The sequence below is a fragment of the Stappia sp. TSB10P1A genome (assembly GCF_900185725.1).
In the GTDB taxonomy this organism is placed as follows: domain Bacteria; phylum Pseudomonadota; class Alphaproteobacteria; order Rhizobiales; family Stappiaceae; genus Stappia.
Genome location: NZ_FYAU01000025.1, coordinates 1 through 26,210, shown reverse-complemented (window position 1 = coordinate 26,210; position 26,210 = coordinate 1). Strand labels below are relative to the sequence as shown.

Annotated in this window: 27 protein-coding genes and 2 tRNA genes; all 29 read right to left on the bottom strand. The window is 67.8% G+C overall.

Annotated elements, in window-relative coordinates; all coding sequences use genetic code 11:
• Positions 1 to 15 precede the first annotated feature (15 nt).
• The gene (locus tag TSB10P1A_RS10860; RefSeq protein WP_186387946.1) at positions 16 to 1,527 is read right to left on the bottom strand and encodes an NADH-quinone oxidoreductase subunit M; all 1,512 of its coding nucleotides are present in this window, start codon (positions 1,525 to 1,527) and stop codon (positions 16 to 18) included.
• Positions 1,527 to 3,488 carry an NADH-quinone oxidoreductase subunit L gene (gene nuoL / locus TSB10P1A_RS10855; protein ID WP_186387945.1) on the bottom strand — a complete coding sequence of 654 codons (1,962 nt, stop codon included), beginning with the start codon at positions 3,486 to 3,488 and terminating at the stop codon, positions 1,527 to 1,529. The genes TSB10P1A_RS10860 and nuoL overlap by 1 nt, the downstream gene beginning before the upstream one ends.
• Before the next feature lie 7 nt (positions 3,489 to 3,495).
• Complete coding sequence (gene nuoK / locus TSB10P1A_RS10850; RefSeq protein WP_067215325.1) at positions 3,496 to 3,804, bottom strand: NADH-quinone oxidoreductase subunit NuoK; 309 nt, start codon at positions 3,802 to 3,804, stop codon at positions 3,496 to 3,498.
• Positions 3,805 to 3,888: 84 nt separating this feature from the next.
• Positions 3,889 to 4,503, bottom strand: a complete 615-nt coding sequence (locus TSB10P1A_RS10845) for an NADH-quinone oxidoreductase subunit J (protein WP_186387944.1) — start codon at positions 4,501 to 4,503, stop codon at positions 3,889 to 3,891.
• Between the two features lie 126 nt (positions 4,504 to 4,629).
• A complete protein-coding gene (gene nuoI, locus TSB10P1A_RS10840) occupies positions 4,630 to 5,118 on the bottom strand; it encodes an NADH-quinone oxidoreductase subunit NuoI (RefSeq protein ID WP_158192388.1) in 489 nt (162 codons plus the stop codon).
• Between the two features lie 144 nt (positions 5,119 to 5,262).
• On the bottom strand, positions 5,263 to 5,502 hold the full coding sequence (locus tag TSB10P1A_RS10835) for a hypothetical protein (RefSeq protein WP_186387943.1): 240 nt from the start codon (positions 5,500 to 5,502) through the stop codon (positions 5,263 to 5,265).
• 34 nt (positions 5,503 to 5,536) lie between these two features.
• Positions 5,537 to 6,595 (bottom strand): NADH-quinone oxidoreductase subunit NuoH, encoded by a 1,059-nt coding sequence (gene nuoH / locus TSB10P1A_RS10830; RefSeq protein ID WP_186388036.1) that lies wholly within the window; start codon positions 6,593 to 6,595, stop codon positions 5,537 to 5,539.
• 12 nt (positions 6,596 to 6,607) lie between these two features.
• Positions 6,608 to 8,707 carry an NADH-quinone oxidoreductase subunit NuoG gene (gene nuoG, locus TSB10P1A_RS10825; RefSeq protein WP_186387942.1) on the bottom strand — a complete coding sequence of 700 codons (2,100 nt, stop codon included), beginning with the start codon at positions 8,705 to 8,707 and terminating at the stop codon, positions 6,608 to 6,610.
• A gap of 87 nt (positions 8,708 to 8,794) precedes the next feature.
• A complete protein-coding gene (gene nuoF, locus TSB10P1A_RS10820; protein WP_186387941.1) occupies positions 8,795 to 10,099 on the bottom strand; it encodes an NADH-quinone oxidoreductase subunit NuoF in 1,305 nt (434 codons plus the stop codon).
• A 15-nt stretch (positions 10,100 to 10,114) separates the two neighbouring features.
• Entirely contained in the window at positions 10,115 to 11,359 is a 1,245-nt protein-coding gene (gene nuoE / locus TSB10P1A_RS10815; protein ID WP_186387940.1) for an NADH-quinone oxidoreductase subunit NuoE, read from the bottom strand.
• Positions 11,359 to 12,543: an NADH-quinone oxidoreductase subunit D gene (locus tag TSB10P1A_RS10810; RefSeq protein ID WP_186387939.1), complete on the bottom strand. Its 1,185-nt coding sequence runs from the start codon at positions 12,541 to 12,543 to the stop codon at positions 11,359 to 11,361. The genes nuoE and TSB10P1A_RS10810 overlap by 1 nt, the downstream gene beginning before the upstream one ends.
• Before the next feature lie 8 nt (positions 12,544 to 12,551).
• Complete coding sequence (locus TSB10P1A_RS10805; RefSeq protein ID WP_371515088.1) at positions 12,552 to 13,157, bottom strand: NADH-quinone oxidoreductase subunit C; 606 nt, start codon at positions 13,155 to 13,157, stop codon at positions 12,552 to 12,554.
• A gap of 65 nt (positions 13,158 to 13,222) precedes the next feature.
• On the bottom strand, positions 13,223 to 13,801 hold the full coding sequence (locus TSB10P1A_RS10800; protein ID WP_186387938.1) for an NADH-quinone oxidoreductase subunit B family protein: 579 nt from the start codon (positions 13,799 to 13,801) through the stop codon (positions 13,223 to 13,225).
• Positions 13,792 to 14,157, bottom strand: a complete 366-nt coding sequence (locus TSB10P1A_RS10795) for an NADH-quinone oxidoreductase subunit A (RefSeq protein WP_186387937.1) — start codon at positions 14,155 to 14,157, stop codon at positions 13,792 to 13,794. Before TSB10P1A_RS10795 ends, TSB10P1A_RS10800 begins: the two co-directional genes overlap by 10 nt.
• A 232-nt stretch (positions 14,158 to 14,389) precedes the next feature.
• On the bottom strand, positions 14,390 to 15,271 hold the full coding sequence (locus TSB10P1A_RS10790; protein ID WP_186387936.1) for a class D beta-lactamase: 882 nt from the start codon (positions 15,269 to 15,271) through the stop codon (positions 14,390 to 14,392).
• A 224-nt stretch (positions 15,272 to 15,495) separates the two neighbouring features.
• Positions 15,496 to 15,572 (bottom strand) — tRNA-Asp (locus TSB10P1A_RS10785).
• Positions 15,573 to 15,616: 44 nt separating this feature from the next.
• Positions 15,617 to 15,693 (bottom strand) — tRNA-Asp (locus TSB10P1A_RS10780).
• Positions 15,694 to 15,907: 214 nt separating this feature from the next.
• Positions 15,908 to 17,137 (bottom strand): M23 family metallopeptidase, encoded by a 1,230-nt coding sequence (locus tag TSB10P1A_RS10775; RefSeq protein ID WP_208987074.1) that lies wholly within the window; start codon positions 17,135 to 17,137, stop codon positions 15,908 to 15,910.
• Positions 17,138 to 17,346: 209 nt separating this feature from the next.
• A complete protein-coding gene (locus tag TSB10P1A_RS10770; RefSeq protein WP_186387935.1) occupies positions 17,347 to 18,069 on the bottom strand; it encodes a protein-L-isoaspartate(D-aspartate) O-methyltransferase in 723 nt (240 codons plus the stop codon).
• Positions 18,070 to 18,118: 49 nt separating this feature from the next.
• Positions 18,119 to 18,880 carry a 5'/3'-nucleotidase SurE gene (gene surE / locus TSB10P1A_RS10765; protein WP_186387934.1) on the bottom strand — a complete coding sequence of 254 codons (762 nt, stop codon included), beginning with the start codon at positions 18,878 to 18,880 and terminating at the stop codon, positions 18,119 to 18,121.
• Positions 18,880 to 20,160, bottom strand: a complete 1,281-nt coding sequence (serS, locus tag TSB10P1A_RS10760) for a serine--tRNA ligase (RefSeq protein ID WP_186387933.1) — start codon at positions 20,158 to 20,160, stop codon at positions 18,880 to 18,882. The genes surE and serS overlap by 1 nt, the downstream gene beginning before the upstream one ends.
• A gap of 61 nt (positions 20,161 to 20,221) precedes the next feature.
• Positions 20,222 to 21,007 carry a twin-arginine translocase subunit TatC gene (gene tatC / locus TSB10P1A_RS10755; RefSeq protein ID WP_186387932.1) on the bottom strand — a complete coding sequence of 262 codons (786 nt, stop codon included), beginning with the start codon at positions 21,005 to 21,007 and terminating at the stop codon, positions 20,222 to 20,224.
• On the bottom strand, positions 21,004 to 21,498 hold the full coding sequence (gene tatB / locus TSB10P1A_RS10750) for a Sec-independent protein translocase protein TatB (RefSeq protein ID WP_186387931.1): 495 nt from the start codon (positions 21,496 to 21,498) through the stop codon (positions 21,004 to 21,006). Before tatB ends, tatC begins: the two co-directional genes overlap by 4 nt.
• Positions 21,499 to 21,594: 96 nt before the next feature.
• Positions 21,595 to 21,825 carry a twin-arginine translocase TatA/TatE family subunit gene (locus tag TSB10P1A_RS10745; RefSeq protein WP_186387930.1) on the bottom strand — a complete coding sequence of 77 codons (231 nt, stop codon included), beginning with the start codon at positions 21,823 to 21,825 and terminating at the stop codon, positions 21,595 to 21,597.
• An 88-nt stretch (positions 21,826 to 21,913) separates the two neighbouring features.
• Positions 21,914 to 23,041, bottom strand: coding sequence for an ABC transporter ATP-binding protein (locus TSB10P1A_RS10740; RefSeq protein ID WP_186387929.1), 1,128 nt, complete (start codon positions 23,039 to 23,041; stop codon positions 21,914 to 21,916).
• Complete coding sequence (scpB, locus tag TSB10P1A_RS10735) at positions 23,025 to 23,693, bottom strand: SMC-Scp complex subunit ScpB (RefSeq protein ID WP_186388033.1); 669 nt, start codon at positions 23,691 to 23,693, stop codon at positions 23,025 to 23,027. Before scpB ends, TSB10P1A_RS10740 begins: the two co-directional genes overlap by 17 nt.
• 91 nt (positions 23,694 to 23,784) lie before the next feature.
• Positions 23,785 to 24,654 (bottom strand): ScpA family protein, encoded by an 870-nt coding sequence (locus TSB10P1A_RS10730; protein ID WP_186387928.1) that lies wholly within the window; start codon positions 24,652 to 24,654, stop codon positions 23,785 to 23,787.
• 27 nt (positions 24,655 to 24,681) lie between these two features.
• Positions 24,682 to 25,704, bottom strand: a complete 1,023-nt coding sequence (gene nagZ / locus TSB10P1A_RS10725; RefSeq protein WP_186387927.1) for a beta-N-acetylhexosaminidase — start codon at positions 25,702 to 25,704, stop codon at positions 24,682 to 24,684.
• A gap of 139 nt (positions 25,705 to 25,843) precedes the next feature.
• Positions 25,844 to 26,210 (bottom strand): SPOR domain-containing protein (locus TSB10P1A_RS10720; RefSeq protein WP_186387926.1); only part of this gene is annotated, 367 nt, incomplete at its 5' end.

Sequence of the window (26,210 nt, the reverse complement as noted above, 5' to 3'; positions counted from 1 at the left end):
TTCGTCCTCGGGACCTTACTGCACCAGCATGGCGGTCGAGTGGGCCGCCTCGATCGCGGCGTGGTATTTCGTCACGAGCGCCCCCACCGAGGCGGCCGTGGCATCCAGGATCGGCGAGGGATAGAAGCCGAACAGGATGGTCAGGATGATCATCGGAACCAGGATCACCTTCTCGCGCAACGTCAGGTCGGTGATCGACTTCAGGCTCTCCTTGTCGAGCGCGCCGAACACCACGCGCCGGTAGAGGTAGAGCGCATAGGCGGCCGACAGGATGACGCCGGAGGTCGCCAGCAGCGCCACCCAGGTGTTGACCTGGAACGCGCCCATCAGCGTCAGGAACTCGCCGACGAAGCCGCTGGTGCCCGGCAGGCCGACATTGGCCATGGTGAAGATCAGGAAGGCCACCGCGTAGAACGGCATCCGGTTGACCAGGCCGCCATAGGCGGAGATGTCGCGGGTGTGCATGCGGTCATAGATGACGCCGACGCACAGGAACAGCGCGCCGGAGACGATGCCGTGCGACAGCATCTGGAACAGCGCGCCCTGCACGCCCTGCTCGGTCATGGTGAAGATGCCCATGGTGACATAGCCCATGTGCGCCACCGAGGAATAGGCGATCAGCTTCTTGATGTCCTCCTGGGCGAGCGCCACCAGCGAGGTGTAGACGATCGCCACGACGGACAGCGTGAACACCAGCGGCGCGAACATCTCGCTCGCCAGCGGGAACATCGGCAGCGAGAACCGCAGGAAGCCGTAGCCGCCCATCTTCAGCAGGATCGCCGCCAGGATGACCGAGCCGGCCGTCGGCGCCTCCACATGCGCATCCGGCAGCCAGGTGTGCACCGGCCACATCGGCATCTTCACCGCGAAGGAGGCGAAGAAGGCCAGCCACAGCCAGGTCTGCATGCTTCCGGGGAAGCCGTGCGCCATCAGCGTCGGGATATCGGTGGTGCCGGCATCCCAGTACATCGCCATCAGCGCGATCAGCATCAGCACCGAGCCGAGCAGCGTGTAGAGGAAGAACTTGTAGCTGGCATAGACGCGCCGCTTGCCGCCCCACACGCCGATGATCAGGAACATCGGGATCAGGCTGGCCTCGAAGAACACATAGAACATCACCAGGTCCAGCGCGCAGAACACGCCGATCATCAGCGTTTCCAGCACCAGGAAGGCGACCATGTATTCCTTCACGCGCAACTGCACGCTCTGCCAGCTCGCCAGGATGCAGAAGGGCATCAGGAAGGTGGTGAGGATGACGAACAGCATGGAAATGCCGTCGACGCCCATGCGGTAGCCGATGCTGCCGCCGAGCCACTCGCCGCTCTCCTGGAACTGGAAGCCCGGATTGCCCTTGTCGAAGCCGCCCCAGATGAACAGCGACACGATGAAGGTGAACACGGTGGTGATCAGCGCCACGCGGCGCATGTTCTCCTTCGCCCCCACGTCCTCGCCGCGGACCAGCAGGATGAAGAAGACGCCGACCAGCGGAAGGAAGGTCGTGATCGAAAGAAGCGGCCAGTTGCTCATCAGTGAGCGCCCCCGACGGAGAACATGGACCAGGTGATCAGCGCGGCGACGCCGATCAGCATGGCGAATGCGTAGTGATAGAGATACCCGGTCTGCAGGCGCACGGCCCAGGAACTGACATCCTGGACCCGGGCAGCGATGCCGTCCGGCCCGAGCCGGTCGATCGTCGCCTCGTCGCCCTTCTTCCAGAGCTGGCGACCGAGCCACATGGCGGGCCGGACGAAGATCACGTCATAGAGCTCGTCGAAGTACCACTTGTTCAAGAGGAAGCGGTACAGGCCGTCGTGACGCTCGGCGAGCCGCCGCGGGATCTCCGGCGAGCGGATGTAGAACAGCCAGGCGACGGCGAACCCGCCGACCATCATCACGAAGGGCGAAGCCTTCACCCACAGCGGCACCTCGTGGATGTCGTGCAGGATGTGGTTCTCCTCGGACGTGAACAGCGCCCCCTTCCAGAAGCCCTCGTAGCCATCGCCCATGAACACGCCGGCGAAGACAAGGCCCGCGAACACCGCGCCGACCGCGAGGATCATCAGGGGCACGGTCATCACCAGCGGGCTCTCGTGCACATGCTTCATCACGTCGACGGAGGCGCGCGGCTTGCCGTGGAAGGTCATGAAGGCCAGGCGCCAGGAGTAGAACGAGGTCAGGCCCGCCGCCACGACCGTCAGCCAGAAGCCGTACTGGGCGAAGGCGTTGTGGCCGACATAGGCCGCCTCGATGACGCCGTCCTTGGAGAAGAAGCCGGCGGTCAGCGGGAAGCCGGTCAGCGCCAGCGTGCCGATCACCATCATCCAGTAGGTCAGCGGGATGTGCTTGGCGAGGCCGCCCATCTTGCGCATGTCCTGCTCGTTCGACACGGCATGGATCACCGAGCCGGCGCCGAGGAACAGCAGCGCCTTGAAGAAGGCATGCGTGAACAGGTGGAAGATCGCGATCGAATAGGCCCCGACGCCGAGCGCGACGAACATATAGCCGAGCTGCGAGCAGGTCGAATAGGCGATCACCCGCTTGATGTCGTTCTGGACGAGGCCGACGGTCGCCGCGAAGAACGCCGTCGTCGCGCCGAAGAAGGTCACGACGGTCAGCGCGGTGTGCGACAGTTCGAACACCGGCGACAGGCGCGCCACCATGAACACGCCCGCCGTCACCATGGTGGCGGCGTGGATCAGCGCGGAGACCGGCGTCGGGCCCTCCATCGCGTCCGGCAGCCAGGTGTGCAGCAGGAACTGCGCCGACTTGCCCATGGCGCCCATGAACAGCAGCAGGCAGGTGACGGTCAGCGCCGTGTCCTGGGTGAGCTGATAGCCGAGGAAGCTCAGCACCACCTGCGGCTCGCCGGCGGCGAAGCCCTGGGCATTGGCGAAGATCGCGTCGTAATCGGTGGAATTGAACAGGACGAAGATGCCGAAGATGCCGAGGATGAAGCCGAAGTCGCCGACGCGGTTGACGATGAAGGCCTTCATCGCCGCCGCGTTCGCCGAGGGCTTCTGGTACCAGAAGCCGATCAGCAGATAGGAGGCAAGGCCGACGCCCTCCCAGCCGAAGAACATCTGCAGCAGGTTGTCGGAGGTCACCAGCGTCAGCATCGCGAAGGTGAACAGCGACAGATAGGCGAAGAAGCGCGGCCGGTGCGGATCGTGGTGCATGTAGCCGATGGAGTAGACATGCACGAGCGCCGACACCGTGTTGACCACCACCAGCATGACGGCGGTCAGGGTGTCGACGCGGATCGTCCACTCCACGTCCAGCGCGCCGGAGGTCATCCAGCGCATCACCGGTTCCTTGACCACGGCGGTGTCGCCGTAGCCGATGGAGATGAAGCCGATCCACGACAGGATCGCCGCGACGATCAGCAGGCCGGAGGTGATGTATTCGCTCGCCTTGGCGCCGATCATCCGGCCGAACAGGCCGGCGATCAGGAAGCCGATCAGGGGCAGAAAGACGATAAGCTGGTACATCCTGCCCTTACCCCTTCATCATGTTGACGTCTTCAACCGCGATCGAGCCGCGGTTGCGGTAGAACACCACCAGGATCGCAAGGCCGATGGCCGCCTCGGCGGCGGCGACGGTCAGCACCAGCAGCGCGAAGACCTGCCCGACCAGATCGCCGAGGAACGCCGAGAAGGCGACCAGGTTGATGTTGACGGAGAGCAGCAGGAGCTCCACCGACATCAGGATGACGATCACGTTCTTGCGGTTCAGGAAGATGCCGAAGATTCCGATGGTGAACAGAATCGCGGCGACCGCCAGATAGTGTGACAGACCGATTTCCATGGGCGCCTCGTGATGCTCCCCCGAGTGAGACCTTCGGCGCGCGGCCCGGGCGGGCGCGCACCGTGAATGCGAGTGGCGGGATCCTCAGATCCCCTTGCCGGTTTCGACCTTGCGCACCTCGACCGACGCCTCGCGCGTGCGGCCGACCTGCGCCGAGATGTCCTGCCGCTTGACGCCCTTCCTGTGGTGCAGCGTCAGCACGATGGCGCCGATCATCGCCACCAGCAGGATCAGGCCGGCCGTCTGGAAGAACAGGATGTAGCGGGTGTAGATCAGCTCGCCGAGGGCGCGGATGTTCGACATGTCGGCGGGCAGCGGCGCGGGCGCCGCCGCGGTGCCGGCGATCTCCGGCGAGATCACCCAGGCGCCGAGCACGAACAGCAGCTCGGCCAGCAGGATCAGCCCGATCAGCCCGCCCACCGGCATGTATTGCAGGAAGCCCTGGCGCATCTCGACGAAATCGACGTCGAGCATCATCACCACGAACAGGAACAGCACCATCACCGCGCCGACATAGACGACGATCAGCAGCATCGCCAGGAACTCGGCCCCGAGCAGGATGAACAGGCCGGCGGCGTTGAAGAAGGCGAGAATCAGGAACAGGACGGAGTGGACCGGATTGCGCGAGGCGATGACCATGAAGGCCGACGCCACGGCAACCGTGGCGAAGAGATAGAAGAAGATGGCTTGCAGGACCATGTCGCGGTGTGCCCCCGTCGTCCCCGTTTAAGTCGCAGCCGCTTCGCGGCTCCAGTTGAATGGCGTGTCCGGCGCGGGTCGGCCTCGTCTTAGACCACGGGCCGCGCGCCGTCCACTCCCCGCGCCTCAGCGATAAGGCGCGTCCATCGCGATGTTGCTGGCGATCTCCCGCTCCCAACGGTCGCCGTTCGCCAGCAGCTTGTCCTTGTCGTAGTAGAGTTCCTCGCGCGTCTCGGTGGCGAACTCGAAGTTCGGTCCCTCGACGATGGCATCCACCGGACAGGCCTCCTGGCAGAAGCCGCAATAGATGCACTTGACCATGTCGATATCGTAACGGGTCGTGCGCCGCGTGCCGTCGTTGCGGCGCGGGCCGGCCTCGATGGTGATCGCCTGCGCCGGGCAGATCGCCTCGCACAGCTTGCAGGCGATGCAGCGCTCCTCGCCGTTCGGATAGCGGCGCAGCGCGTGCTCGCCGCGGAAGCGCGGGCTCACCGGCCCCTTCTCGAACGGGTAGTTGATCGTCGGCTTCGGCTTGAAGAAGTAGCGCATCGCCAGGAAGAAGGCCGAGACGAACTCCTTCAGCAGAAGCGATTTTGCCGCCTGTTGCAGTGCCATGGCGTCGAGCCCCGTGGTTACGTTTTCCTCTGGCCCCGCATCGGTCCCGCGAGCCTTTCGCAAAGGCGCGGACCGCGAGCGGCCAAATCCTTGAACTGTGCCGGCATGCCGCCCATCGGCCGCCGGCTCGAAACTTTCGCCCGCCTATCCGGCGAGCGCGCTGCCGGCGAGGTATCCGACCACCGGAAACCCGACCAGCGAGAAGGCCATCACCAGGATCTGGATCTGGCCCATGTAGCGGCCGAGCAGGCTGTCGCGCCCGCCCTGCTGCCGCTTCTGTCGCTCCGCCGCCGCCCGCAACACGCCGACAACGATCTTGTAGTCGATCCAGCCCACATAGAGGCCGATGGCGGCACCGATCAGTCCGGCAATCGAGACCGACATCCCGCCCTCCCCCTACCTAGGCCGTGGCCGGCGCTTACGCGCCGGTCGGCGCCCAGCCCATCGCCATCAGCACCGCCGCGACGATGAACACCATGGCCAGCGACAGCGGCAGGAACACCTTCCAGCCAAGGCGCATCAACTGGTCGTAGCGGTAGCGCGGGACCATCGCCTTGACCATCGCGAACATGAAGAACACCAGCAGCGACTTCAGCAGGAACCAGACGAAGCCCGGCACCCAGGTGAACGGCGCGAAGTCCAGCGGCGGCAGCCAGCCGCCCATGAACAGGATGGTCGTCAGCGCGCACATCAGCGCGATCGACACATACTCGCCGAGCATGAACATCATGTAGGGCGTGGAGCCGTACTCGACCATGAAGCCGGCGACCAGCTCGGACTCGGCCTCGGCAAGGTCGAACGGCGGCCGGTTGGTCTCCGCCAGCGCCGAGATGAAGAAGATCACGAACATCGGGAACAGCGGCAGCCAGTACCAGTTCAGGAAGGCCAGCCACGGCACGCCGAGCGCGCTGGCAAGGCCGGTTTCCTGCGCCCGGACGATGTCCGAAAGGTTCAGCGAGCCGACGCACAGGAGCACCGTCACGATGACGAAGCCGATCGACACCTCGTAGGAGACCATCTGCGCCGCCGAGCGCAGCGCCGACAGGAACGGATATTTCGAGTTCGAGGCCCAGCCGCCGATGATGATGCCGTAGACGCCGAGCGAGGAGATCGCGAGGATGAACAGGATGCCGACATTGATGTCGGCGATCACCCAGCCTTCAGCGACCGGCACCACCGCCCAGGCGGTCAGCGCCAGCGTCACCGTGACCAGCGGCGCCAGCAGGAACAGGCCCTTGTTGGCGCCGGCCGGGATCACCGGCTCCTTCAGCACGAATTTCAAAAGGTCGGCGAAGGACTGCAGCAGGCCCCAGGGGCCGACCACGTTCGGGCCGCGCCGGATCTGCACCGCCGCCCAGATCTTGCGGTCGGCATACAGGATATAGGCCACGATCAGCAGCAGCGCGACCAAGAGCAGCAGGCTCTGTGCCACCATGATGATCAGCGGGAAGAGGTAATCCGCCCAGAAGTCCGCCATCATTGCCCCCGTTTACTCCGCGGCCTCTGCCGCGCGTGCCTTGGCGAGGGCCGAACACTCGGCCATCGTCGCGGAGGCCCGCGCGATCGGATTGGTAAGGTAGAAGTCGGTGACCGCCGGCTGGAACGCCTCGCCGGTCATCTTGCCGCCGAGCGCGGCCGCCTTCGCGGTGCCCTCGCCGCCATCGCTGTCGATGGCGTCGATGCCGGCCATCAGCGGATGCGCCGCATAGAGCGCCTTGCGCAGTTCCTCGAGCGAATCGAACGGCAGCGCCGCGCCAAGCTGGGCCGACAGCGCCCGCAGGATCGCCCAGTCCTCGCGCGCCTCGCCCGGCGGGAAGGCGGCACGCTCGCCGAGCTGCACGCGCCCTTCCGTGTTGACGAAGGTGCCCGACTTCTCGGTATAGGCCGCCCCCGGCAGGATCACGTCGGCGCGATGCGCGCCGCGGTCGCCATGGGTGCCGATATAGACGACGAAGGCCCCGCCAAAGGCGCCCATATCCATCTCGTCGGCGCCGAGCAGGACCACGACGTCCATCGCGCCCTCGCCGGCCGCCTGCTGGATCGCCGCCGTGCCCTTGCCGCCCTCGCCCGGCACGAAGCCGATGTCGAGGCCGCCGACGCGCGCCGCCGCCGTGTGCAGAACCGAGAAGCCGTTCCAGTCGGGCCCGACCGCGCCGACCGACTGCGCCAGCGCGGCCGCCGCCGACAGCACGGCAGCGCCATCGGCGCGCGACAGCGCGCCCTGGCCGACGATGATCAGCGGACGTTCGGCGTCCTTGAGAACCTTGGCAAAGCCGTGCTTGCCGGCCGCCAGATCCACCAGCGTCTCGGCGCCGGCGCCCAGATAGGTCGCCGGATAGGTCAGGTCGGCCGGCTGGCCGATGACGCCGACGGGCAGCGGGCCCATGCGCATGCGCTTGCGGATGCGCGAATTCAGCACCGGCGCCTCGAGCCGCGGGTTGGAGCCGATGATCAGCACCGCGTCCGCGTCCTCGATGCCCTCGATCGTCGCGTTGAACAGGTAGGAGGACCGGCCGAGCGCCGGATCCAGCGCCGCGCCGTCCTGGCGGCAGTCGAGATTGGCCGAGCCGAGCGCGCTCATCAGGCTCTTCAGCGCGAACATTTCCTCGACGCTGGCGAGATCCCCGGCGATCGCCGCAAGCTTGTCCGGGCTCGACGCCTTGACCTTGGCGGAGATGGCCGCGAAGGCCTCGCCCCAGCTTGCCGGCCGCAGCCGGCCGTCGACGCGCACATAGGGGCGGTCGAGGCGCTGGGTCTTCAGCCCGTCCCAGATGTAGCGGGTCTTGTCGGAGATCCACTCCTCGTTGACCGCCTCGTTGAGACGCGGCAGCACGCGCATGACCTCGCGGCCGCGGGTGTCGACGCGGATCGCCGAGCCGACCGCGTCCATCACGTCGATGCTCTCGGTCTTCTTCAGCTCCCAGGGCCGGGCCTGGAAGGCATAGGGCTTGTGGGTCAGCGCGCCGACCGGGCACAGGTCAACGACGTTGCCCTGCATCTCCGAGGACAGCGCCTGTTCCAGGTAGGAGGTGATCTCCGCGTCCTCGCCCCGGCCGATCAGGCCGAGATCGGCGACGCCGCAGACCTCCGTGGTGAAGCGGACGCAGCGCGTGCAATGGATGCAGCGCGTCATGATCGTCTTCACCAGCGGGCCGATATACTTGTCCTCGACGGCGCGCTTGTTCTCCGCATAGCGCGAGGAATCGACGCCATAGGCCATCGCCTGGTCCTGCAGGTCGCACTCGCCGCCCTGATCGCAGATCGGGCAGTCGAGCGGATGGTTGATCAGCAGGAACTCCATCACGCCCTCGCGGGCCTTCTTGACCATCGGGGTCTTGGTGAAGACCTCCGGCGGCTCGCCGTTCGGGCCCGGGCGCAGGTCGCGCACGTTCATGGCGCAGGAGGCGACCGGCTTCGGCGGCCCGCCCTTCACCTCGACCAGGCACATGCGACAGTTGCCGGCGATCGACAGCCGGTCGTGGAAACAGAAGCGCGGCACCTCGGCACCCGCCGCCTCGCAAGCCTGCAGCAGCGTGTAGTCCTGCGGAACCTCGATCTCCTTGCCGTCGACAAAGATCGTCTTGTTCATGCCTTGCTGCCCTCGCGGCTTGCCCGCAGCGCCCTTGATGCGCGCGAACGTGTCGTTCTGTTTTCCGCGGCCATCTCTACGGCCGCCTTACTGTGCCGCCGCCAGCGACTGCGCCGGCTTGCGGCTCTTGGCCACATACTGGTCGATGCGCTCTTCGATCACCGGGCGGAAGTTCTTGATCAATCCCTGGATCGGCCAGGCGGCCGCATCGCCGAGGGCACAGATCGTATGGCCTTCCACCTGCTTGGTGACGTCGAAGAGCATGTCGATCTCTTCCTTGGAGGCGTTGCCCGCCACCATCCGCTCCATCACCCGCCACATCCAGCCCGTGCCCTCGCGGCACGGGGTGCACTGGCCGCAGCTCTCGTGCTTGTAGAAATAGGAGAGCCGGGCAATCGCCTTGATGATGTCGGTGGAGCGGTCCATCACGATCACCGCCGCCGTGCCGAGGCCCGAACCGAGCCCGCGCAGGCTGTCGAAGTCCATCGGACAGTCGATGATGTTCTCGGCCGTCACGCAAGGCACCGACGAGCCGCCGGGGATCACTGCGAGCAGGTTGTCCCAGCCGCCGCGAATGCCGCCGCAATGGCGCTCGATCAGCTCGCGGAAGGGAATGCCCATCTCCTCCTCGACCGTGCAGGGACGGTTGACGTGGCCGGAGACGCAGAACAGCTTGGTGCCGGCATTGTTCGGCTTGCCGAGCCCGGCGAACCAGGCGGCACCCCGGCGCAGGATCGTCGGGGCAACGGCGATCGACTCGACATTGTTCACCGTCGTCGGGCAGCCGTAGAGGCCGACATTGGCCGGGAACGGCGGCTTCAGCCGCGGCTGGCCCTTCTTGCCCTCCAGGCTCTCCAGCAGCGCGGTTTCCTCGCCGCAGATATAGGCGCCGGCGCCGTGATGGACATAGATGTCGAAGTCGTAGCCGTTCTTGTTGTTCTTGCCGATCAGCCCGGCCTCATAGGCCTGGTCGATCGCCGCCTGCAGGCGCTCGCGCTCGCGGATGAACTCGCCGCGCACATAGATATAGGCGGCGATGGCGCCCATCGCGTAGCCGGCGATCAGACAGCCCTCGACCAGGGTGTGCGGGTCATGGCGCAGGATCTCGCGGTCCTTGCAGGTGCCCGGCTCCGACTCGTCCGCATTGACGACGAGATAGGCCGGACGCCCGTCCGACTCCTTCGGCATGAACGACCACTTGAGTCCGGTCGGGAAGCCGGCGCCGCCGCGCCCGCGCAGGCCCGACGTCTTCATCTCGTTGATGATCCAGTCGCGACCCTTGTCGATGAGGCCCTTGGTGCCGTCCCAGTGGCCGCGCTGGCGCGCGCCGTCGAGGCCCCAGTCGTGCAGCCCGTAGATATTGGTGAAGATCCGGTCCTGATCCTTCAGCATCGCGATCCCCTTCCCTTACGACTCGTTGGTCGGCGCATCGCCGTTGCCGGCGCGCCTGGAGAACTCGGTTTCGCCGCCGGCCGCCAGGATCTTGGCCTGGGCGATCCAGTCCTCGCGGTCGATACGCCCCTTGAACCTCAGCCGTGTGTCGACCCAGGCCTTGTTCTCCTCGGTCCAGGCGGCGATCTGGTCGAAATGATAGACGCCGAGCTCGTTGAGGATGCCCTCGATCTTCGGGCCGACGCCCTTGATCCGCTTCAGATTGTCGGCCGCGCCGCCGCGCGCGCCTTCCAGCAGTTCGGGCCGCGTCTCGCCGGCGGTGCCGCCGGCAAGGTCGAGGCTGGTCTGCGGGCTCTCGTGGTCCTTGACGGCGGAGACGGGCCGTCCCGCCTCCATCGGCTTGGGTCCCGGATCATCGGCCGGCACGCGCGGAAGCGTCGTCACGATCTCGGGCTTGGCCTCGGGCTTGGCGAGATCGGCGGGCTTGCCGGGCCGGGGAGCCGGCGCCTTGGTGCTGGGGCTGGTCGCCTCGGCCGCGCCCGGAACGCCGTTATAGTCGCTGCCGCCGGCATTGATCGAGGCGCCGGCAAAGGCATGCGAGGCCACCTCGGCGCCCTTGACCACATGCGGCAGCGGATCGCCGCCGCGGGTCGTGTCGGCAAGGCCGGTCAGCGTCGTCGCGCCGCCCTCCGGCGCGCCGAAGCGGCGGCCGTTCTGCGGACCCGGCGTCACCTCGCGCCCGGCGGAAATGTCGTCGATGAGCTGTTCCAGACTCTCCGGCGTCAGGTCCTCGTAGGTGTCCTTGAAGATCTGCACCATCGGCGCGTTGACGCAGGCGCCAAGGCACTCGACCTCTTCCCAGGAGAAATCGCCATCCGCCGACAGCTCATGCGCATGGGCGGCGATCTTCGACTTGCACACCCGGATCAGGTCTTCGGCGCCGCGCAACTGGCACGGCGTCGTGCCGCAGACCTGGATATGCGCCTTCTTGCCGACCGGGGCGAGCTGGAACATCGTGTAGAAGGTCGCAACCTCCAGCACGCGGATGTCCGGCATGCCGAGCATTTCGGCGACATAGCGGATCGCCGGCTCGGGCAACCAGCCGTCATGCTGTTCCTGCGCCCGCCACAGCAGCGGGATCACCGCCGAGGCCTGCCGGCCGTCGGGATAGCGCGCGATGATCTTCCTGGCCCATTCCAGATTGGCCGCCGTGAAGGCGAAGCTCGCGGGCTGCTCAGGGTGAAGGCGACGAACGGCCATTACCGGTCAACCTCTCCGAACACGATGTCGAGGGAGCCGAGCACCGCCGACACGTCGGCCAACTGGTGTCCACGGCACATGAAATCCATCGCCTGCAGATGGGCAAAGCCGGGGGCCTTGATCTTGCAGCGATAGGGCTTGTTGCTGCCGTCGGCGACGAGATAGACGCCGAACTCGCCCTTCGGCGCCTCGACGGCCGCATAGACCTCGCCTTCCGGCACGCGGTAACCTTCCGTGTAGAGCTTGAAGTGGTGGATCAGCGCTTCCATCGAGCGCTTCATCTCGCCGCGCTTGGGCGGAACCACCTTGCCGTCGACCGACGACACCGGCCCCTTTTCCACCGTCAGCTTCTCCAGGCACTGCTTCATCAGCCGCACCGACTGGCGCATCTCTTCCATGCGGATCAGATAGCGGTCGTAGCAGTCGCCGTTCTTGCCGATCGGGATGTCGAAATCGAGTTCGGCATAGCACTCATAGGGCTGCGCCTTGCGCAGGTCCCAGGCCGCGCCCGAGCCGCGCACCATGACGCCGGAAAAGCCCCGCGCCCAGGCGTCCTCAAGCGACACGACGCCGATATCGACGTTGCGCTGCTTGAAGATGCGGTTGTCGGTCAACAGGCCCTCGATATCGTCCAGCGACTGCAGGAACGGATCGCAGAAGTCCCAGATGTCGTCGAGCAGCTCCTTCGGCAGGTCCTGGTGCACGCCGCCCGGCCGCACATAGGCGGCATGCATGCGCGCGCCGCAGGCCCGCTCATAGAACACCATCAGCTCCTCGCGCGGCTCGAAGCCCCACAGCGGCGGGGTCAGCGCGCCGACGTCGAGCGCCTGCGTCGTCACGTTCAGCAGATGCGACAGGATCCGGCCGATCTCCGAATAGAGCACGCGGATGAGCTGGCCGCGCTTGGGCACGGTGATGCCGAGCATCTTCTCGACCGCCAGCGCGAAGGCATGCTCCTGGTTCATCGGCGCGACATAGTCGAGCCGGTCGAAATAGGGCACCGCCTGCAGGTAGGTCTTGTGCTCGATCAGCTTCTCGGTGCCGCGATGCAGCAGACCGATATGCGGATCGACGCGCGTCACCACCTCGCCGTCCAGCTCCAGCACCAGGCGCAGCACGCCGTGCGCCGCCGGATGCTGCGGACCGAAATTGATGTTGAAGTTGCGGACCTGAGCCTCTGCCATCGGCTGCCTCAATTGGTCTTGGCTTTTTCGTCGCCGGGCAGGATGTAGTCCGCACCCTCCCAAGGCGACATGAAGTCGAAGTCGCGGAATTCCTGGGTGAGCCGCACCGGCTCATACACCACCCGCTTCTTCTCGTCGTCGTAGCGAACCTCGACATAGCCCGTCAGCGGGAAATCCTTGCGCAGCGGGTGGCCGTCGAAGCCGTAGTCGGTCAGGATGCGGCGCAGGTCCGGATGGCCGGAGAACAGCACGCCATACATGTCATAGGCCTCGCGCTCGAACCATTCCGCGCCGGGGAACACGTCGACGATGGAGGGCACCGGCGTCTCCTCGTCGGCCATCACCTTGACGCGGATGCGCAGGTTCTGCTTCGGCGACAGGAAGTGGTAGACCACGTCGAAGCGGTTGTCCCGCTTCGGCCAGTCGACGCCGCACAGGTCCGTCAGGTTGACGAACTGGCAACTGGAATCGTCGCGCAGGAACCGCACCACCTGGACGATCTCGGAAGCCCGCGCGACGAGCGTCAGCTCCCCATACGCGACCTTGTAGCCGTCGAGGGCATCGCCCAGATGCGCCTGAATGTGTTCGCCAAGCTCGGCGAGCGTCTCGTCCATGATCCTGACCCGTCTAGTAGCTTGCGGGAGGTGCGCCGGCCGGGCCGGCGCTCCGCTGGCGGCGTTCAGCGTTCGATCGTTCCGGTGCGGCGGATCTTCTTCTGCAGCAGAAGAACGCCGTAGAGCAGCGCCTCGGCGGTCGGGGGACAGCCGGGAACATAGATGTCCACCGGCACCACCCGGTCGCAGCCGCGCACCACCGAATAGGAGTAGTGGTAATAGCCGCCGCCATTGGCGCAGGAGCCCATGGAAATGACATAGCGCGGCTCCGGCATCTGGTCATAGACCTTGCGCAGGGCCGGAGCCATCTTGTTGGTCAGCGTGCCGGCGACGATCATCACGTCCGACTGGCGCGGCGAGGCGCGCGGCGCGAAGCCGAAGCGCTCGGCGTCGTAGCGCGGCATCGACATCTGCATCATCTCGACCGCGCAGCAGGCGAGACCGAAGGTCATCCACATCAGCGAGCCGGTGCGCGCCCACTGGATCAGATTGTCGGTGGCGGTGACGACGAAGCCCTTGTCGGCCAGTTCGTCGTTGATCTCCATGAAGAACGGATCGTTCGCCCCGACAGGCTTGCCGGTGGCCGGGTCCAGGACGCCCTTCGGGGCCTGGGCGATGAGCGGCTGCTGCGAGGTCAGTCCCATTCCAGGGCCCCCTTCTTCCATTCGTAGATGAAGCCGACGGTCAGCACGCCGAGGAAGGCCATCATCGACCAGAAGCCGTACCAGCCGAGATCGCCGAACGCGACCGCCCAGGGGAACAGGAACGCCACTTCGAGATCGAAAATGATGAACAGCAGCGCGACCAGATAGAAGCGGATGTCGAACTTCATGCGCGCGTCGTCGAAGGCGTTGAAGCCGCACTCGTAGGCCGACAGCTTTTCCGAATCGGGATTCTTGTAGGCGAGCACGAACGGCGAAATCAAAAGCGCGAGGCCGATGACGAGCGCAACCCCGATGAAGACGAGGATCGGAACGTAATCTCTCAGGAGCTCTTCCATGTCCTAATGTCCTTCCGCCGGGCCTTTTGCGCCGCGACAGCCTGCGCTGCCTGCGACATTCCCGGCCGCGCATAGCGCAGCCGGTCCCTCTCCCGGCGATTGCGGCGGATGCGCGTGGAGGCACGCTCCCGCCTGTGCCCATGGGGCACGCTTAGCCCACGCTCAATCGCAACGCAAGTCCGACGACGGTGTAATCGAAAGCGGTTTTTTTCGGGCGCGAAAGGCTCCTGCGTCAGTCTTTGCCGGAAAGCGGCGGACCATCGGCAGGCAGGCGCTTTGCGATGGCCGGCCATTCCTCCAGGAAGGCCGCGCGGGCGCGCCGCCCCGGCGAGCCGCGCTCGCGCGTCTCGTCCTGCACCAGCCGCACGAAGACCAGCCGCCGCCCGTTCTCCTCGCCCTTCGCCTCGGCCCAGCCGACGAACCAGCCAAAGCCGCGCGAACGGTCGAAGCTGCCGTCGGCGCGCTGCGGATAGGCTCCGCCGGGCTTGCCCGTCAGCGTCCAGCCCTCGCCCGCATCATGCGCCGGCAGCAGGGCTTCGGCCTGCGCCTGCGCGCCCTCCGACAGCGGCAGCGTGCGGTTCAGGAGCCCGGTGAGAAACAGCGCCTGCTCGCGCGCCGAGATCGTCAGCGAGGAGGCGATCCAGGCACGCTCCAGCCCGTTGTCCTGCCCCGGATCGCCTGAGAAGTCGGCATTGCCGAAGCCGAGCGCGCGCGTGCGCTGTTCCAGCACCGCATGGCCGAGCTGCCGCGCCATGCGCTGGGAGTACCAGACGACGGAATAGTCCATCCAATGCATGGGATCGACGTCGCCGCGCCAAGGATCGCCGCCCCAGTCGACCTCGCCCTTGGCCCAGGTCCACACCGGCGCATGCGCATCGCTCAGCACGCCTTCCTCGTAGCCGATGGCGGCGAGCGGCACCTTGAAGGTGGAGGCCGGCGTGACGCGAACGGCGCAGTCGCCCTCTTCCAGCAGCACCGCGCGGCTCGCCGATTCGATCACCATCGTGCAAAGGGCGCCCGCCTGCGCCGGCGCTGCAGCCCCTGGAGCGAGAGCCCCCAGAGCCAGAACCGTCAGAACCAGAACCGCCGGTGCCGTGCCCGTGATCCGCGCCATCGCTCTCCCCTCCCCACGTGGTCCGCTTGCACCCGGCCTTGCAACCGCACGCAAGCAGCGAAGCGGCCATGCAATTGTTGCGACAATGTGTCCGGGCGCGGCTTGCGCACAGGAGACGCACGAACGTCCGCACGCAAAGTGACGACGCGGCCCGAAGGCCTGTCGGTCGCCCGTGCGTCCGGTCTGGATAAGTCTGGACTGTCAGGAGAAAGAAAAAGGGCGAGTGGCGCGAGTGACGGGGCTCGAACCCGCGACCTCCGGCGTGACAGGCCGGCACTCTAACCAACTGAGCTACACCCGCTCGCCCGCTTCGCAGTGCTGCGAAAGGCTCCCGTAAAAGGTGAGTGGCGCGAGTGACGGGGCTCGAACCCGCGACCTCCGGCGTGACAGGCCGGCACTCTAACCAACTGAGCTACACCCGCTCACCTCTTGGCGACGCTTGGCCGCCGGGAGTGGCGGTGATGTACGGCGCCCCGCGCGCCAAGTCAAGCGCAAGCGGCCCCGCATGTGACGATTGTGCGAAGTGGCTTGGCCCGCGCCCTCCCCGCTTGTGGAAAACGAAACGGACGCGCCCGGCAAGGCGCGTCCGTTGCAGCGTTCCGTCGCGCTCCGCGCGTGACCGGCGGGCGAAAACCGTTACAGGCTCGCGAGATACTTCATCGGGTCGACCGGCTTGTTGCCCCGGCGCAGCTCGAAGTGGAGCTGCGGCTGGCTGACCGATCCGGTGGACCCGGCCCGGGCGATGGTCTGGCCGCGCTGGACGCTGTCGCCCCGCTTCACCAGCAGCGCGCTGTTATGGGCATAGGCGGAGACCCAGCCGTCGTCGTGACGGATCAGCACCAGGTTGCCGAAGCCTTTCAGCTCGTTGCCCGAGTAGATCACCGTGCCGTTTTCCACCGATTTGATCTCGGTGCCCTCCGGCAGGGCGAGGTTGATGCCGTCATTATGCGCCCCGCCCGGCTTCGGGCCGAACTCGGAGATGATCCGCCCCCGCGCCGGCCAGCGGAACCGCCGCTCGCCATTGGCGGCCGGCGCCGGCTCGCTGTCCTGGGTGACCGCGACCGGCGCCACCGGAGCCGGTTCGCTGCGGGCGACCGCCGGGGTGACCGGCGTCGTCGGCGCGGCGGCGACCGGCTGGGTCGGCCGGCTGGACAGGGCGGAGGGCTTGCTCTTGGGCTGGCTGCCACTGGCCTTGCCAGGCTGCGCCGAGGTCGCGGCGGCGACCCGTGCGCCGGGCTTTGCCTGCGGCCGCGGCGCACTGGCAAGCGTGCCGTTGCCGGAAATCGATCCGGTGACGCCCGGCGAGCCGCCGGCCGTCGGCAGGCGCGTCGGCTGCGCCGGGGCGGCGGCCGCGACATTCGGGGCGCCGTGCACATAGGTCGGGATGGTCACCCGCTGGCCGGCGGCGAAACCGTCGTTCGGCCCGACGCCGTTGATGTCGGCCAGCACGTTCTGGGGAATGCCGTAGCGCCGCGACAGGCCGGAGACCGTATCGCCCTGGCGGGCCGTCACCTGGGTGGCGCCCGCCGTCGTCCAGCCGCGCACCGTGCGCACCGGCGCGCCCGCCGGCGCCGCCGTGGCGCTGGCCGGCAACGAGGCCTGCGCGGGCGCCGGGGCCGTGCTGCGCATCGGAGTGATCGAGCCGGTCGAGACCTGCTGGTTGGCGCCTGGCGGCGGCGGCAGCGTCGACCGCTGCACCGCGCTGGCGCTCTGGCTGGGACCGGCCACCACGCTGTCGTAGCTCGGCTGGGATTTGCTGCCCAGCATCGCGCGCTGATTGTCGGTATTGCCGGTGAAGATCGGCTCCGCGAACCGCTCGACGCCGCCGCTGCAGGCTCCCGCGAGCGCGGCAAGCACGAGCACCACGGCAGTCTGCGCAAGCAGTCGGGATCTGGGGCGAAGAACCTGCATTGTCATGGCGCTACTCGGACTGAAGACACCTGAGTTCATGATGTCGATTAAATGCCGGTAACGTTGATAAAGACTTAAAGTCGCAGCTTCGCCGTAAACCAATTTGCGTTTTGTGCCGGAACTCTCGCACGCGCCCTGCCGCCCCTCGCAGCGCCCAAGCGCGATTACAGCCGGCTGGCGACCCCTTCGACCAGCGGCACGAAGCGCACGTCCGCCAGCACCTTTTCCGACAGCCGGCCGCCCTGCTTCTCCGCCAGCACCAGCCGCTGGATGCTGCCGCTCGGTCCGCGCGGCATGATCAGCTTGCCGCCCTCGGCCAGTTGCTCGACCAGCGCGGCGGGGAACTCGGGGCCGGCGGCGGTGACGATGATGCGGTCGAACGGCGCCTGCTCCGCAAGGCCCTCCATGCCGTCGCCGTGATGCACCCGCACCGTGTCGATGCGCAGCGAGGCCAGCCGCTCGCGCGCCAGGTCGACCAGGGTGCGGTAGCGTTCGATACTGTGCACCTCGCCCGCCATCAGGCCGAGGATCGCCGCCTGGAAGCCGGAGCCGGTGCCGATCTCCAGCACCTTGTGGCCGGGCTGAACGTCCAGCGCATCGGTCATCCGCGCGACGAGGCTCGGCTGCGAGATGGTCTGGCCGCATTCGATGGGAAGCGCGGTGTCCTCGCCCGCGTGGCGCTGCAGCTCGGCCGACAGGAACAGCCGGCGCGGCACCCGCTCCATCGCCGAGAGCAGCCGCGTGTTGCGGATGCCCTGCGAGCGCAGGCGCAGGATCAGCGCGGCGGTCGCCTCGCGGTCGGCCTCCGCCTGCCGCTCGGCCGCGCTGCGCGGGTCCTCGCCATCGGCGGGCCAGCCGTTCTCCCGGCCGTCTCCCGTATCGCTCAACAGCCTCTCCTCCCTCGGCCATCGCCGGCCGGGGGCGCGAGACGCGCCGTCAGCCGAGCAGGTCCTTCAGTTCGCCGAGCAGGTCGTGCGCCGTCAAGTCCAGCTTCAGCGGCGTCACCGAAATCCGGTTGTGCGCCATCGCCGAAAGGTCGGTGTCGCGCGGCGGATCCTCCTGGGCGCTGCGGAAGCCGAGCCAGTAATAGGGCACGCCGCGCGCGTCGGTGCGCGCATCGACGCCGAGTTCGCTGACCTTGCGCTTGCCCTGGCGGGTCACCTCGATGCCCTCGACCTCCTCCGCGCGACAGGCCGGGAAGTTGACGTTGAGCAGCGTGTCTGGCGGAAAGCTGAAGCCCAGCAGCCGGTCGATCAGCGCCGGCCCGTGGGCGAGAGCGCAGGAATAGTCGGCCGGCGCGCCCTTCGCCCAGGCGACGCCCTGCGACAGGGCGATGGAGCGCACGCCCATCAGCGTGCCTTCCATGGCACCGGCAATGGTGCCGGAATAGGTCACGTCGTCGGCCGCGTTCTGCCCGCGGTTGACGCCGGACAGGATCAGGTCCGGCCGCTTGTCGGTCAGGATCTCGCGCACGCCCATGATGACGCAATCGGTCGGCGTGCCGCGCACGGAGTAGCGGCGATCGCCCATTTCCCGCAGGCGCAGCGGATCATGCAGGGTCAGCGAATGGGCGACGCCCGACTGGTCGGTCTCCGGCGCCACCACCCACACGTCGTCGGTCAGCTCCCGGGCGATCTGTTCCAGCGCGGCGAAGCCGGCCGCGTGGATGCCGTCGTCATTGGTCAGCAGGATACGCATCACAGCCCCTCGATCATGTCGATGCCGCCCATATACGGCCGCAGCGCCTCGGGCACCGTGATGCTGCCGTCGGCGTTCTGGTAGTTTTCGAGCACGGCGATCAGCGCGCGGCCGACGGCAAGGCCGGAGCCGTTCAGCGTGTGGACGAACCTCAGGCCCTTCTCGCCCTGCGGGCGATAGCGCGCGTTCATCCGCCGGGCCTGGAAGTCGCCGCAGACCGAGCAGCTCGAAATCTCGCGATAGGCGTCCTGCCCCGGCAGCCAGACCTCGATGTCATAGGTCTTGCGCGCGCCGAAGCCCATGTCGCCGGCCGACAGCGCCATCACCCGGTAGGGCAGCCCGAGCCGCTTCAGCACCTCTTCGGCGCAGCCGGTCATCCGCTCCAGTTCGTCGAGCGAGTCTTCCGCGCGGGTCACCGACACCAGCTCGCATTTCCAGAACTGGTGCTGGCGCAGCATGCCGCGCACGTCGCGCCCGGCCGAGCCGGCTTCCGAGCGGAAGCACGGGGTCAGCGCGGTGACGCGCAAGGGCAGTTCCGCCTCGTCCAGCGTCTCGCCGGCCACCATGTTGGTCAGCGGCACCTCGGCGGTCGGGATCAGCCAGCGCCCGTCGGTGGTCTTGAAAAGGTCCTCGGCGAATTTCGGAAGCTGCGAGGTGCCGTAGAGTGCCTCGTCGCGCACCAGCAGCGGCGGCGACACTTCCATATAGCCGTGCTCGCCGGTCTGCAGGTCCATCATGAACTGGCCGAGCGCCCGCTCCAGCCGGGCAAGCCGGCCCTGCAGCAGCACGAAGCGCGCGCCGGACATGCGCGCCGCCCGCTCGAAGGCAAGGCCCGGCAGCGCGCCGGCGATCTCGAAATGCTCTTTCGGCTGGAAGTCGAAGGCCCGCGGCGTGCCGACGCGGCGCACTTCCACGTTGTCGCTCTCGTCCTTGCCGTCCGGCACGTCGTCATGCGGCATGTTGGGCAGCACCGACAGGGCATCCTGCAGTTCGGCATCGATCTGCCGCTCCTGCTCCTCGCCCTGCTGGATCTTCGCCTTGAGGCTCGCCACCTCGTCGATCACCGCCTGGGCGGCGGCCTCGTCGCCGGAGGCCTTCGCCTTGCCGATCTCGCGCGAGGCGGCATTGCGCCGCTCCTGCGCCTGCTGCAGCTCGGCGACGAGCGCCCGCCGCCGGTCGTCGATGGCGATCAGCCGCGCCGCCTGCGGCTCCAGCCCGCGCCGGTCCATGGCGCGGTCGAAGGCCGCCGCATTGTCGCGGATCCACTTGATGTCGAACATGAGAAACCCCGGGATAGCTGCCGGCGCGCCGTGATGGCGGATCGTCCGTCGCAGCCCCGGGTCAGGCCTCCGCCTCGGCGGCGGCCTCCCGCTCGGCCCGCTTCTTCTCGACCAGCCTGACGCAGATGATGGACACTTCGTAGAGAAGCAGGGTGGGAAGTGCAAGGCCGATCTGGCTGATCGGGTCCGGCGGGGTCAGCACCGCCGCCGCGACGAAGGCGACGACGATGGCGTATTTGCGCTTGGTCTTCAGCCCGTCGGCGCTGACCAGGCCGACACGGCCGAGCAGGGTCAGCAGCACCGGCAACTGGAACACCAGGCCGAAGGCGAAGATCAGCGTCATGATCAGGCCGAGATACTCGCTCACCCGCGCCATGAGCTGGATCTTGGCGGTGCCGCCCGAGCCGTCCTGCTCCATCGACAGGAAGAAGCCCATGGCGAGCGGCATCACCAGGAAGAACACCAGCGAGGCGCCGATGGCGAACAGGATCGGCGTCGCCACCAGGAAGGGCAGGAAGGCGCCGCGCTCGTGCTTGTAGAGGCCGGGGGCGACGAACATGTAGAGCTGGCCGGCGATCACCGGGAAGGCGACGAACAGCGCGCCGAAGAAGGCGAGCTTCAACTGGGTGAAGAACAGCTCCTGCGGCGCGGTATAGATCATCTCCACCGGATGGCCGGCGGCATTCTCGTACGGGATGACGAGGATGTTGTAGATGTCCTTGGCGAAATAGAAGCACACGATGAACGCGAGCAGCGTCGCCACCACCGACTTCAGCAGCCGGCTGCGCAGTTCGATCAAGTGCTCGATGAGCGGCGCCTTGGAGGCGTCGATGTCTTCCTGGCTCATGCCGTCCTGTCACTCGCCGTGTTGGCCGCCGCCGTATTGGCTGTCGTCGTGTTGGCCGCCGCCGTATTGGCCGTGTCGCTGTCGGACGGCGTCGCGGCGTCCGGCGCGCTCTCCGAGGCTGCCTCGCCCGAAGCCGCGTTTCCCGGCTTGGCGGTTTCCGCAGCCGGCACCGCTGGCGCGGCGGTCTCCGCCGGCTTCTTCGGCGCCGGTTTCGGCGTCTTGAAATCCGCCTCGATGGACTTCTTGATGTCGCCGAGCGGGTCGAAATTCGCGGCCTTCTCGACCTGCTTCTTCATGTCGGCGATGTCGGCCTGCTGCTCGGCCTCGCGCAAGGCCTCGTTGAAGGTCGACTGGAACTCGCCGGCCATCCGCCGCACCTTGCCGATCGTCTGGCCGAACGTGCGCAGCATGCGCGGCAGGTCCTTCGGTCCCACGACAAGGATCATGACGACCGCGACAACAATCAGTTCCGTCCAGCCGATGTCGAACATCTCGGTCCGTTTTCCGCGCTCGAAAGGTCAGTGTCCGCGTCCGCGCGCCGCCCGTTGCGGGCGGACTGCGGGCCGGTCCCCGGGTGCCGCTGGTGCTCAGCCGGCCTGGGACTTGTCCTCGGACTTGCTGGTGACCACGGTCTCGTCGGCCTTGTGATCGATCGTCTTGCGGCTGGCGGTCTCCGCCTCGTCGTCCTCGTTGAGCCCCTTCTTGAAGCTCTTGATGCCCTTGGCGACGTCGCCCATGAGCTCGGAGATCTTGCCGCGGCCGAACAGCAGAACAACGATCACCGCGATGATCAGGATCTGCCAAATGCTGATACCCATACGCCCAACTCCCTGGTCTTCCGGTGCACGCGCCCCGGCGCGGCACTATTGCAACAAAGCGGTCGCCACCGCAACCGAACCCTCGGCCCTATTCCGCGCGCTCGCGCGGGAAGGCGATCACGTCCCTGGCATCGAGGCGCACCCCGACATCCATGCCGACTGCGAAGCGTCCGCCGTCGCGGATCCTGGCGTGGAGCGGCAGGTCGAGCCCTTCCACCGCCACTTCCACCAGGTCCACCTCGCCGATGAAGCGCCGGCGCGTGATGCGCCCGCGCAGGCCCTCGCCCGGCTCGCCCAGCAGAATACCTTGCGGACGCACGCAGACATCGGCCGCCATGCCCTTGGCAAGGCCGGGCGCGGCGAAGCGGCCGAAGGCGGTCTCCACCTCGCCGTCGCCGGCGACCGCCTCCAGCTCGTTCAGCTCGGAGAAGAAGCGCGCGGCGAACATGTCGACCGGCCGGTTGTAGATGTCGTCGGCGCTGCCGACCTGCACCAGGCGGCCCTTGCGCATCAGGGCGATCCGGTCGCCCATGCGCATCGCCTCCTCCGGATCGTGGGTGACCATCACGCAGGTCGCCCGCGTCTCGCGCAGCACCGCCAGCGTCTCGTCGCGCACCGTGTCGCGCAGGCGCCGGTCGAGGCCGGAGAACGGCTCGTCCATCAGCAGCACGCCCGGCCGCGGGGCAATCGCCCTCGCCAGCGCCACGCGCTGCTGCTCGCCGCCCGACAGCGCATGCGGATAATCGTTGGCATGCGCGGCAAGGCCGACCCTGGTCAGCGCCGTCAGTGCGGTTTGCCGCGCCTCCGTCCGCGCCAGATGGGTCAGGCCGAAAGCGACGTTCTCGGCAATCGTCAGATGCGGGAACAGCGCATAGTCCTGGAACATCAGCCCGACGCCGCGCCGCTCCGGCGGCAGGAACGCCTGCGGCCCCGCCACTTCCCGCTCGTTGATCAGCACCCGGCCGGCCGACTGGCGCTCGACCCCGGCGGCGATCCGCAGCAAGGTGGTCTTGCCGCAGCCGGAATGGCCGAGCAGGCACAGCACCTCGCCCGGCTCCACCGTCAGCGACACCGAGCGCACCGCGGCCAGATGGCCATAGGCGTGGCTCACCGCCTCGAAGGCGAGCCGCGCGGCGATCGTCGCGCCGGCGGTGCCACGGGTGCCCCAGCGCGGTGCCGGGGTCTCGGCGGGAAGGGCTTTAGCCGTTGCGGTCATCTGTCGGGTCATCCTCCTGTCGGATCAGGTCGAACAGTTCGTTCTCGTCGATCGGGTCTTCCTCCTCGCGCAGGTCGGAGGAATCGTCGGGCACCGGCACGAGGAAACTGGCCGGCACGGCGCTGTCGAGCAGGCCCGATCCCTTCAGCTCCTCCAGCCCCGGCAGATCGCCGACCGATGTCAGCATGAAATGCTCCAGGAACGCCTCCGTGGTGCCGTAGGTCACCGGCCGTCCCGGCGTCCTGCGCCGCCCGCGCATGCGGATCCAGCCGGTTTCCAGCAGCACGTCGAGCGTGCCCTTGGAGGTCGAAACGCCCCGGATCTCCTCGATCTCCGCCCGCGTCACCGGCTGGTGATAGGCGATGATGGCGAGCGTCTCCAGCGCCGCGCGGGAGAGCTTGCGCTCCTCCACCTGCTCGCGCGACAGCAGATAGGCGAGATCCTCCGCCGTGCGAAAGCCGAACTTGCCGCCGATTTCCACAACATTCACGCCGCGCGTGGCATAGGCGCGGCGCAGCACCTCTATCAGCGCGGGAACATTGGCACCTAGCGGCAACCTTGCCGCGATCTCCTCGACGCTGAGCAGGTCGCGCGAGGCGAAGAGCAGGGCCTCCACCATGCGCAGTCCGCTGTCGGGCGAGGGATCCGGCATCGCCTGCAGGTCGCCGAGCGGCAGCGCGCCGCCCTCCCCCGCCAGCAATGCGCTCTCGCCCTGTGCTGCCTGCTCCTGGCCGCTCGTCACGTCACGCCTCGTTCTCTCCGCCCTCGCCGGCCGCCGCCCCGCCGTCTCCCGGTTCCCGGTAGCCTGGCTCGCGGTCGCCCGGATCGGGCCGGCGCCGCAGGTAGAGCGGGGCGAAGGGCTCTGCCTGGCGCAATTCCAGCTCGCCCTCGCGCACGAGTTCGAGACTTGCCGAAAAGGTGCTGGCCAGCACCGTGCTCGCCTGGCTGCCGTCACCCATGTATCTTGACAGATAGGCGTCCAGCGGCACCCAGTCCATATGCAATCCGACAATCCGTGTCAGCAGGTCGCGGGCCTCCTGCAGCGACCAGACGGTGCGGCGGAGCACCTGAACGGAGGTGACGGAGGTGCGCTGGCGCTGCGCCGCATAGGCGGTCAGCAGGTCGTAGAGCGTCGCCGACCAGGCGCCGCGCCGGGAAATCGACACCGCCTCGGGCAGGCCGCGGGCGAAGATATCCCGCCCCAGCCGGTTGCGGTTCATCAGCTTTGCCGCCGCCTGGCGCATCGCCTCCAGCCGGCGCAGGCGGAAGGCGAGCGCGGCCGCCATCTCCTCGCCCGAGAGCTGGTCCTCGTGCTTCTGCTCGGGGATCAGCAGGCGCGACTTGAGATAGGCGAGCCAGGCCGCCATCACCAGATAGTCGGCCGCCAGTTCCAGCCGCAGCCGCCGCGCCTCGGCGACGAAGTCGAGATATTGCTCGACCAAGGCCAGGATCGAGATGCGGGCGAGATCCACCTTCTGCTTGCGGGCGAGCGTCAGCAGCAGGTCGAGCGGCCCTTCGAAGCCGTCGACATCCACCACCAGCGCCGGATCGCTCAACGCGCGGTCTGCCGCGACGCTTGCCGGATCCGGATCCTCGAAAAAGGTGTCCTGCACCCCTGCCCCCAATCGGTTTCCAACCTTTTAGGACACAGCGCGCGCCTCCGCCAGCAAGGCGTCGAATTCGGCGCGCGCCAGCACCCGGTCGAGCGGCGCCGGCTGCGGCCTTGCCCGCAGCGCCGCCTGCGCCCGCCGCAGGGGCTCGCCGGTCAATTCCGGGCTGGCATCGGCCACCGCCGTCATCTCGGCCATTTCGCCGTTGCAGTGGAGCGCCATGTCGCAGCCGGCGGCAAACAGCCGCCGCACCCGCTCGCCCACCTCGCCGCCGAGCGCCTTCATCGACAGATCGTCGCTCATCAGCAGCCCGTCGAAGCCGATGGTCCCGCGAATGATCCGCTCGATCACCGGCGCCGACTGGGTCGCCGGGCGCTCGGGATCGACGGCGGTGAAGATCACATGCGCGGTCATGCCGAGCGGCAGGTCGGCCAGCGCCCGGAACGGCGCGAAGTCCGCGGCCTCCAGTTCAGCCAGCCCCGCCTCCACCACCGGCAACTCGTAATGGCTGTCGACGCTCGCCCGGCCATGACCGGGCATGTGCTTGATCACCGGCAGCACCCCGGCGGCCAGCAGCCCGTCGGCGAAGGCCCGGCCGAGCGCCGCGACGTCGTCCGGGTGGGCGGCATAGGCGCGGTCGCCGATCGCCTGGCTGGTTTCCGCCACTGGCACGTCGAGGATCGGCGCGCAGTCGACGGTGATGCCCATGCCGATCAGGTCGTCGCCGATCAGCCGGCCGCCCAGGAACGCGGCCCTGAGGCCCGCCTCGCGGTCGCGGGCGAGCAGTTGCCCATAGACCGCGCCGGCCGGATAGTCGCCGACCAGCGGCGGGCGCAGCCGGCGCACCCGCCCGCCCTCCTGGTCGATCAGCACCGGCGCGTCGGCCCGCCCGACGCTCTCGCGGAAATCCGCGCACAGCGCGGCGATCTGCTCGGCCGAGTGGCAGTTGCGGCCGAACAGGATCAGGCCCCAGGGCTGCTCGCGGGCCAGGAACGCCCGCTCCTCCTCGCTTAAGCCCTGGCCGGCGCATCCGGTGATGAAGGCCTTGGTCATCGGCTGCAAATCCCGTTGTCGTCCGGCCGCCTCAAGGCGCCGGTCATGGGGTGGAAGGCTTGGGCTCGCGAAAACGGGCGGGCCGTTCCCCGGTCCGCCCGCCTGCAATTCTATCCTCTCGCCGCAAGGGCGCGCGCCGTCAGTTGCGGCGCACGAAACAGTCGCCGCCGGCCGATTTCAGCCGCTCGCACAGCGAGATGGCGTCGTCGCGCGACGAGGTCGGGATGCGCACCCGGTAGAAGGTGCCGCGATCGCCGAGATCGGCCTGCTCGATCACCGGCGAGACGCCGCCGAGCACGGAGCCGTAGCGCCGCTGCAGGTCGTTGAAGGCGGTCTGCGCCTGTTCCCGGGTCCGCTGCGACGAGACCTGGACGATATAGGTGCCGGCCGGGATCGTGCCGCCGCTTGCCGCCGGCGCGGAGGCCTGTGTCGCGGGGGCCTGCGTCGCGGGGGCCTGCGTTGCCGCCGGCTGCGGCTGGGCGGGCGCCGGCGTGGTCGGCACGCGC